Source organism: Micromonospora sp. NPDC003776 (assembly GCF_053605645.1).
Map to the genome: position 1 here is coordinate 1 of NZ_JBSGJR010000377.1, position 7,048 is coordinate 7,048.

A 7,048-nucleotide genomic window follows, 5' to 3' on the forward strand; every position below is an offset into this window, starting at 1 on the left:
GCCGGCCGTGGTCGCCCGCAGCGCGCCGCCGTCCCGGCGCAGGCCGGTGACCCGGGTGTGCTCGTGGATCCGTACGCCGAGGTCGAGCGCGGCGCGGCGTAGTCCCCAGGCCAGCCGCGCCGGGTCGAGCATGGCCACCCGGTCCCGGTCCCACATGCCGCCGAGGTACGTCGGCGAGTCGACCTCGGCGCGCACCTCGTCCCGGTCGAGCAGCCGGACGTCGTGGCCGTACCGGCGGGCCAGTTCGGCGTCCTCGACGAGCCCCGCGAGCTGGTACGGCTCGACCGCCACCGCCAGCTCCCCGGTGCGTTCGAAGTCGCAGTCGATGCCGTGCTTCGCGACGGTCGCGGCGATGGCGTCCAGGTTCTCCCGGCCGAGCCGCTCCAGCTCGTCGATCTCACCGGGGAACCGGTCGACGCCGTTGGCGAGGCCGTGGGTGAGCGACGCGGCGCAGAACCCGCCGTTACGCCCGGAGGCCGCCCAGCCGCAGGTGCCCGCCTCGACCAGGAGGACGTCCCGGTCCGGGTCGGCCTCCTTGGCCAGCAGCGCGGTCCAGAGGCCCGAGTAGCCGCCGCCGATCACCAGCAGGTCGGTGTCGTGGGTGCCGGCCAGCGCCGGCAGCGGGTCGGGGCGTTCCGGTCGGTCCAGCCAGTACGGGACGGGCGCGGCGGCGGCCAGCGCCCGGCCGGTATGCGGGAGTTTCATGACGCGCTCTTCGGCGCCCCGACGGCCGCGACCGGGGCCACCAGGGCCGCCCGTCGGGCTCGCCGGCCGCGCAGCGTGCTGGCGCCGACGAGCAGCAGCGCGATCGCGAACATCGCTGTGCCGATGACGTTGACCTGGGGTGGGATGCCCCGCTGGGCGGCGCCCCAGACGTACATCGGGAAGGTGACCGTGGTGCCGGCGTTGAAGTTCGTGATGATGAAGTCGTCGAAGCTGAGCGAGAAGGCCAGCAGCGCGGCGGCCACGATGCCCGGCAGCACGAGCGGCAGGGTGATCCGCCGGAAGGTCTGCCACTCGCTGGCGTACAGGTCCATGGCGGCCTCCTCCAGCCGCCGGTCCATGCCGGCGAGCCGGGCCTTCACGGTGACCACCACGAACGAGACGCAGAACATGACGTGCGCGATGACGATGGTCCAGAAGCCCTGCGGCACCCCGGCGGCGACGAAGAGGGCGAGCAGCGAGGTGCCCATCACCAGCTCCGGGGTGGCCATCGGTAGGAAGATCAGGCCGTTGATCCCGGACCGGCCCTTGAAGCCGTGCCGGACCAGGGCGAACGCCATCAGGGTGCCGAGGATGGTGGAGACCACGGTGGCGATCAGCCCGATCTCCATGCTGCGCACCACGGCGTCGCACATGTCGGAGGTGGCGCAGGGTTGGGCCCAGTTGTCGAGGGTGAACTCGTTGAAGTCGTAGGACAGCCGGCTGGAGGGGCGGTTGAAGGAGAGCCCGGCGACCACGACGATCGGCAGTGAGAGGTAGGCGAGGACGAGCAGGGCCACGCCCATCACCCAGCGGTCCGCGATCCAGCGCCGCATCACAAAACCTCCTCGGTGCCGGCCTTGCGCAGGTAGACGAAGACGATCGCGAGGATCGCCGCCATCAGCAGGAAGGACAGGGCGGCGCCCTGCGGGTAGTCCAGCCGGACCAGGAACGCCGAGTCGATGACGTTGCCGATCATGTACTCGTTCGGGGTGCCCAGCAGCTCGGCGTTGATGTAGTCGCCGGTGGCCGGGATGAAGAAGAGCAGCGTGCCGGCGATCAGGCCGGGCATCGACAGCGGCAGGGTGACCTTCTGGAAGGCCCGCAGCGGGCTCGCGTACAGGTCGTTCGCCGCCTCCAGCAGCCGGTAGTCGAGCCGCTCCAGGCTCGCGTACAGCGGCAGCACGAGGAACGGCAGGAAGTTGTACGTCAGGCCGAGCACCACCGCGAACGGAGTGGCCAGCAACCGGCCGTCCGGGGCGAGCACGTGCAGGTCGCGCAGCAGGCCGACCAGCCAGCCGTTGTCCGACAGGATGGTCTTCCAGGCCAGGGTGCGGACCAGGAAGCTGGTGAACTGCGGCGCGACCACGGCGACCAGCAGCAGGTTCTTCCACCGGCCGGCCTTCTGCGCGATCGCGTACGCCAGCGGGTAGCCCATCAGCAGGGCCAGCACCAGGGCGATCGCCGAGTAGACGAACGACCGGACGAAGTGCGGCCAGTACGCCTGCAACGCCGTCGGGTAGTTGTCGAACGCCCAGGTCATCGCGTACCCGGTGGAGAGCGATCCGCCCGGGTCGTAGAGGCTGGCGGCGGCGAGCTGGAGCAGCGGCAGCGCGAAGAAGACCAGCAGCCAGGCCGCGCCCGGCAGCAGCAGCAGGTACGGCAGCAGGTTGTACCGTCCCCGCCGGGGCGCCGGCGGCGCTGCCGGCTCCCCGGACGAGGTCGGTACGTGCGCGAGCGCGGTCATGACGCCACACCCACCGGCGGCTCGTCGAGCAGCGGGGCGGTCTGGTCGTCCTCGCCGGCCTCGCGGGGCAGGACGAAGGCGTGCTGCGGGTCCCAGTGCGCGGTCACCGGGGTGCCGACGGCGAGCCGCCCGCCGACCCCGCTGTTCGCGGCGAACACCGACAGCTCGCTGCCCCAGGCCGTCCGCACCAGGTACTGGGTGCTCACGCCGACGTACGAGGCGTCGGTGACCACGCCGCCGACGTACTGGTGCCCGCCCGGGACGGCGCCCGGGTCGCCGCCCAGGTGCAGCTTCTCCGGGCGTACCCCGAGGAAGACCGGCCCCTGGGCGACGCGGGCCCGGTCGGCGGGGACCGAGAAGCGCCCGCCGTGCGCGGTGACCAGCACGTCGTCCCCGCTGCGCCCGGCCGCCTCGCCGGCGAGCAGGTTGGACTGGCCGAGGAAGTTCGCCACGAACGCGGTGGCGGGGTACTCGTACAGGTCGGCGGGGGCGCCGAGCTGCTCGATCCGGCCGGCGTTCATCACCGCGACGGTGTCGGCCATGGTCATGGCCTCCTCCTGGTCGTGGGTGACGTGCACGAAGGTGATGCCGACCTCGGTCTGGATCCGCTTCAGTTCGATCTGCATCTGCCGACGCAGCTTCAGGTCGAGCGCGCCGAGCGGCTCGTCCAGCAGCAGCACCTGCGGGTGGTTGATCAGGGCCCGGGCCAGCGCGACCCGCTGCTGCTGGCCGCCGGAGAGCTGGGCGGGCTTGCGCCGCCCGTACCCTTCGAGCTGCACCAGTGCCAGCATCCGCTCGACCTGGTCGGTCACCTTGCGGATGCCGCGCCGGCGCAGCCCGAAGGCCACGTTCTCGTGGATGTCGAGGTGCGGGAAGAGCGCGTAACTCTGGAACACGGTGTTCACCGGCCGCTTGTACGGCCGCAGCCCGGCGATGTCCCGGTCACCGAGCAGCACCTGCCCGCTGGTCGGTTCCTCCAGCCCGGCGATCATCCGCAGGGTGGTGGTCTTGCCGCAGCCGGACGCGCCGAGCAGGGCGAAGAACGAGCCCTGCGGGATGGTGAGGCTGAGGTCGTCCACCGCGGTGAAGACGCCGAACCGTTTGGTCAGGTGGGCCAGCCGCAGGTCGCCGGCCGGTGTCTCGTGTCCCATCGTTCTCACGCTCCGATGACCTTCTGGAACTTCGCCTCGTACTCCCGCTCCTGCTTCTCGTCCAGCGCCATGAAGACCCTGGACTTCGACAGCATCGCCTCGTCGGGGAAGATCAGCGGGTTCTTGGCCAGGTCCGGGTCGATCTTCTCCATCTCGGCCTGCGCGCCCTTGACCGGGCAGATGTAGTTGACGTAGGCGGCGAGCTTGGCGGCCACGGCCGGGTCGTAGTAGTAGTTGATCAGCTCTTCGGCGTTCGCCTTGTGGCTGCCCTTGTTCGGCACCAGCATGTTGTCCGACCAGAGCATCACGCCGGACTCCGGCACCACGAACTTGATCTTGGGGTTGTCGAAGCCGAGCTGGATCACGTCACCGGACCAGCAGATGCAGGCGGCGATGTCGCCCTTGTTGAGGTCCTGGGAGTAGTCGTTGCCGGTGAACTTGCGGATCTGGCCGGAGTCGACGGCCTTCTGCAGCTTGTTCAAGGCGTCGTCGAACTGCGCAGCGGTGAAGTTCGACGGGTCATGACCGTTGGACTGGAGCAGCAGCCCCATGGTGTCGCGCATCTCGGAGAGCGCGGTCACCTTGCCCTTGAGGTCCGCGCGGTTGAGCAGCTCGTCGACCGTCCGGATCTCACCGGTCACCTTGGCGTTGTAGGCGAGCCCGGCCAGGCCGGACTGCCACGGGACGGAGAACTGGCGCTCCGAGTCGAAGGACACGTTCCGCAGCGACGGGAGCAGGTTGGCCTCGACGTTGGGGAGCTTGGCCTTGTCCAGCTTCTGGAGCCAGCCGAGCCGGATCATCCGGGCCGCCATCCAGTCGGTGAGGACCATGAGGTCGCGCCCGGTGGGCTGGCAGCCGGCGAGCTGGTTCTGCACCTTGCCGAAGAACTCGTTGTTGTCGTTGACGTCCTCGGTGTAGGTCACCTGGATGCCGGACTTGGCGACGAACGCGTCCAGGGTGGGGCGCTTGGACTCGTCCTTCTCGTCCACATCGATGTACTGCGGCCAGTTGGAGAAGGCCAGCTTCTTCTCGGTCGCGGAGAGGTCATCGCTCTTGCAACCGGCCTCGGTCTGCTGGGCGCCCTTGGTGCCGCAGCCGGCCAGGGTGCCCGCGGTGGCGAGCAGGGCGGCCGAACCGAGGGTGCCGGTGAGCAGACCACGCCGGGTGAGGGACCGGTGGGGACTACGCATGTGACGACTCCTAGGGGGTCATCGTCGGCGGCGGGACGGGGGTGGCGCGCCGGCGGGAGGGTCAATGGCGATGGACGACTGATCCTGACATGAGGTGACCTGCCTTACAAGGGATTCCGTTGCGGGAATAGCCTCGGGCGACGAAATACGCCAGACTGCGGCCGGGCACTACGCTCAGCGCAAGGATTCGGACATGGGGAGCGGATGATGGTCAACCGGCAACTGGAGAACGGCAACGGCACGCGCCGCATCACGGTGCGTGAAGGAGCCAGTCACGCTCTGCTCGACGACGTGGCCAAGCAGATCATCGAGCAGCTCCAGGAGGACGGCCGGCGCCCGTACGCGACCATCGGCAAGGCGGTCGGCCTCTCCGAGGCGGCGGTCCGGCAGCGGGTGCAGCGGCTGCTCGACGCCGGGGTGATGCAGATCGTCGCGGTCACCGACCCGCTCCAGCTGGGCTTTCCCCGGCAGGCCATGATCGGTCTGCGTACCGACGGCGATCTGGAGGCCGTGGCGGACCGGCTCGCCGAGTTCGAGGAGATCGACTACGTGGTCATCACCGCCGGCTCGTTCGACCTGCTGGCCGAGGTGGTCTGCCGCAACGACGAGCACCTGCTGGAGATCCTGCAGAAGCTGCGCGGCGTGGCGGGCGTCCTGGCGACCGAGGCCTTCGTCTACCTCAAGCTGCGCAAGCAGACCTACAGCTGGGGCACCGCCTGATACGGAATCCGTTGCAGTGGCCAACGCCTCTCGCTGAATCCGTTGCCTAAAGCCCCCGGCACTTGCCTTATCAGCATTGACTGTGGGATAACCGTGGGCAGAGCGGCCGGTGTCACCCCCTGACCGGCCCGAGACCCGATGGGGCTGACATGGCTAACGCCACCGACCACCTCTGGATGCACTTCACCCGGATGGCCAGCTACTCCGCTGGCGAGGTACCGACGATCGTGCGCGGCGAGGGCACGTACGTCTGGGACTCGCAGGGCCGACGCTACCTGGACGGACTCGCCGGGCTCTTCGTCGTCAACGCCGGCCACGGCCGGACCGAACTCGCCGAGGCGGCCGCCAAGCAGGCCGGCGAGCTGGCGTACTTCCCGCTGTGGTCGTACGCCCACCCGACCGCCGTCGAGCTGGCCGAGAAGGTCGCCTCGCTGGCCCCCGGCGACCTCAACCGGGTCTTCTTCACCACCGGCGGCTCCGAGGCCGTCGAGGCGGCGTGGAAGCTGGCCCGGGCCTACTTCAAGCGCACCGGCCAGCCGAACAAGTACAAGGTGGTCAGTCGCTACATCGCCTACCACGGCACCTCGATGGGCGCGCTGTCGATCACCGGCCTGCCCGGCATCAAGAGCGACTTCGAACCGCTGGTGCCCGGCGGCATCAAGGTGCCGAACACGAACTTCTACCGGGCCCCGGAGCACGGCGACGACCCCGAGGCGTTCGGCCGCTGGGCCGCCGAGGAGATCGGCCGCGCCATCGAGCGGGAGGGGCCGGACACGGTCGCCGCGGTCTTCCTGGAGCCGGTGCAGAACTCCGGCGGCTGCTTCCCGCCGCCGCCCGGCTACTTCCAGCGGGTCCGGGAGATCTGCGACGCGTACGACGTGCTGCTGGTCAGCGACGAGGTGATCTGCTCCTGGGGCCGGCTGGGCGAGTACTTCGGCGCCACCCGGTACGGCTACCAGCCCGACATCATCACCACCGCCAAGGGCATCACCTCCGGGTACGCCCCGCTCGGCGCGATGATCGCCAGCGAGCGGCTGATGGAGCCGTTCCTCAGCGAGACCGGCATGTTCGCCCACGGCGTCACCTTCGGCGGCCACCCGGTCTCCTGCGCGGTGGCCCTGGCCAACCTGGAGCTGTTCGCCCGCGAGGACCTGATCGGCCACGTCCGGGCCAACGAGGGCGCCTTCCGGTCCACCCTGGAGAAGCTCAACGACCTGCCGATCGTCGGCGACGTCCGGGGCGACGGCTACTTCTACGGGATCGAACTGGTCAAGGACAAGGCCACCCGGGAGACCTTCGACGAGGCCGAGTCGGAGCGGTTGCTGCGCGGCTTCCTCTCCACCGCGCTCTTCCAGGCCGGGCTCTACTGCCGCGCCGACGACCGCGGCGACCCCGTGGTGCAGCTCGCCCCGCCGCTGATCGCCGGGCAGGAGCAGTTCGACGAGATCGAGCAGATCCTGCGGGCCGTGCTGACCGAGGCATGGTCGCGCCTCTGAGCGGCGGCTCAGGGCCGGACGGGGCCGGGACCCACGGGTCCC

Annotated in this window: 7 protein-coding genes; 2 read left to right on the forward strand and 5 right to left on the reverse strand. The window is 69.9% G+C overall.

Features of this window, described 5'->3' with window-relative positions; genetic code table 11:
• From ACWEVO_RS25285 to ACWEVO_RS25305, 5 genes are all read right to left on the reverse strand, one after another.
• Nucleotides 1-705, reverse strand: a 705-nt coding sequence (locus tag ACWEVO_RS25285; protein WP_452310003.1) for an NAD(P)/FAD-dependent oxidoreductase, incomplete at its 3' end; no start/stop codon positions are given.
• Nucleotides 702-1,538 (reverse strand): ABC transporter permease, encoded by an 837-nt coding sequence (locus ACWEVO_RS25290; protein ID WP_452310004.1) that lies wholly within the window; start codon nucleotides 1,536-1,538, stop codon nucleotides 702-704. The genes ACWEVO_RS25285 and ACWEVO_RS25290, both read right to left, overlap by 4 nt.
• Entirely contained in the window at nucleotides 1,538-2,449 is a 912-nt protein-coding gene (locus ACWEVO_RS25295) for an ABC transporter permease (protein WP_452310005.1), read from the reverse strand. Before ACWEVO_RS25295 ends, ACWEVO_RS25290 begins: the two co-directional genes overlap by 1 nt.
• Nucleotides 2,446-3,600, reverse strand: a complete 1,155-nt coding sequence (locus ACWEVO_RS25300; protein WP_452310006.1) for an ABC transporter ATP-binding protein — start codon at nucleotides 3,598-3,600, stop codon at nucleotides 2,446-2,448. Before ACWEVO_RS25300 ends, ACWEVO_RS25295 begins: the two co-directional genes overlap by 4 nt.
• A 5-nt stretch (nucleotides 3,601-3,605) precedes the next feature.
• Nucleotides 3,606-4,790, reverse strand: a complete 1,185-nt coding sequence (locus tag ACWEVO_RS25305; protein WP_452310007.1) for an ABC transporter substrate-binding protein — start codon at nucleotides 4,788-4,790, stop codon at nucleotides 3,606-3,608.
• Nucleotides 4,791-4,997: 207 nt separating this feature from the next.
• Between ACWEVO_RS25305 and ACWEVO_RS25310 the strand changes: the two genes are divergently transcribed.
• Together ACWEVO_RS25310 and ACWEVO_RS25315 are read left to right on the forward strand one after the other, a co-directional pair.
• The gene (locus ACWEVO_RS25310) at nucleotides 4,998-5,510 is read left to right on the forward strand and encodes an Lrp/AsnC family transcriptional regulator (RefSeq protein WP_452310008.1); all 513 of its coding nucleotides are present in this window, start codon (nucleotides 4,998-5,000) and stop codon (nucleotides 5,508-5,510) included.
• Between the two features lie 149 nt (nucleotides 5,511-5,659).
• Complete coding sequence (locus ACWEVO_RS25315) at nucleotides 5,660-7,006, forward strand: aspartate aminotransferase family protein (RefSeq protein ID WP_452310009.1); 1,347 nt, start codon at nucleotides 5,660-5,662, stop codon at nucleotides 7,004-7,006.
• The last annotated feature ends 42 nt before the right edge of the window (nucleotides 7,007-7,048 follow it).